Source organism: Streptomyces sp. NPDC052042 (assembly GCF_044548345.1).
Lineage (GTDB): Bacteria > Actinomycetota > Actinomycetes > Streptomycetales > Streptomycetaceae > Streptomyces.
Window position 1 is genome coordinate 1 of record NZ_JBIUBU010000082.1, and the last position, 1,660, is coordinate 1,660.

Here is a 1,660-nt window from a genome sequence, read left to right on the forward strand (position 1 = left end):
CCTCGAACTTTCGTGGGGGTCCGTCGACGGAGTCGGCGGACCTTTTCGTTTTCTGGGGCGGGTGGTGGGCAGGCCGGTGGCCCGAGTGTCGCGTCGGGTGGGCGCCGGGTTCCACTGCCCGGGGTCGGGTGGTGCTGTTGTCGGGACGGGAGGTCTGCTGGTCAGCCCGGGTTGGGCAGCAGCGCGAGTCGTTCGAGGGCGCCTGTGATCTCGCCTGTCCAGGGCCAGTGCTGGGTGAGGCGGAGGATCCTGCGCCGGCCGGTGGTGACGAGCTGCGCGGCTGCGGAGAACAGGCGGAACCGCAGTCGGCGGGGCTCCCACAGCCGGGCCTTGCCGGTCAGGGCGAGCATGGGCATCCAGGCCAGCAGGTCGAGTGCGATCTGGACGATCTCCAGCCAGACCTTGTTCTGCGCGGTGTGGTGCAGGGGCAGGTTGCGCAGGCCGGTGGACCGGGCGGCCCGGATCCGGTCCTCGGCCCGGGCCCGCAGCCGGTGACGGAGCTCGAGCTCGGCGATCGGCCGGTCAGGGGTGTTGGTCGCGAAGCACGTGATCCGCATGCCGTCCGCGTCCGTGATCCTCAACTGGGCTCCGGGATGCGGTCGTTCCTTGCGGACGATCAGCCGCATGCCGTTGGGCCAGCCGTCCAGCAGCTTGCCCGTGAGCTCGGCGACCCAGGCCCCGTCGCGGACCTTGCCGTCGGTCTCGACGGCCGGCGTCCAGGCCGAGGCCGGGATCTTCAGGAGGTGCTGGTGAATGGTGTCGGTGACCACCATGCCGACCGAGTAGGACAGCCATCGGCCTCGCTTCGCGAGCCAGGACACGAAGTCGTGGGTGCCGCCGGCGGAGTCCGTGCGGATCAGCGTCTGCCGTCCTCGCCGGTACTTCTTCGGCAGCTGGGCCAGGGCCAGTTGGGCGGTGGTGATGTGGTCGGCGGCCGTGTTCGAGCCCGCGTTCCCCGGTCTGAACAGGGCGGCGACCGGCTCTCCGGTTCCCCCGGGGCCGTGGTCGACGAAGGCCATCAGGGGGTGATGGCCTTAGGTCTTCTTCCAGGTCGCGGTCGCGTCCTCCTTGTCGGAGTGCGCGATCACGAGGACGCCGTCGAGGTCGACCGTGACCTGTCCATCGGCGTCCGGGGCATTCTTGCCCGCCAGCGACCAGACCCGGTTGCGGACTTCGGACCGTGCGGACCGGATGGCCCGCAGGGCTTTCTCGCCGGAGGCGGCGAGGGCGTCGATCAGGCGGGAGACCGTCGGGTCGGAGGCGACCGGGCCGAAGACGGCCGGCTCACACCGCAGCATCGCGACGTCCGCGAGGCAGTCCCCGCCGAGTGCGACCGCCAGGGCGACGTCCAGGAGGACCTTGCCGGGATCGTGGACGGCCCGCGGCTTGCGCCAGGGACCCAGAGCTGCGGATATGGCCTGGTCAAGGCCACTCTTGCGGACTGTTTCGACGAGCAGGACCGACCCGGCCTGGGAGACGACCTGACGGCCGTCATCCTGAACGCGGACACGGGGATAGGACCCGATAGGGTGCTTCACCTGGGAAGTGCCTCTGGTTTCAGCGGGAACAAGGACCTCGACAATCCTCATTCTTGCTGGTCAGAGGCACTTTCTGCTTTCCTGACCGCCTGTCGGACAGCCCGCTTCATGAAAGCCTGAGG

General features: G+C 69.5%; 1 pseudogene. It reads right to left on the reverse strand.

Annotated elements, in window-relative coordinates:
- Positions 1–161: 161 nt before the first annotated feature.
- A pseudogene (locus ACIHCL_RS36945) lies at positions 162–1,538 on the reverse strand (IS1380 family transposase).
- Positions 1,539–1,660 lie beyond the last annotated feature (122 nt).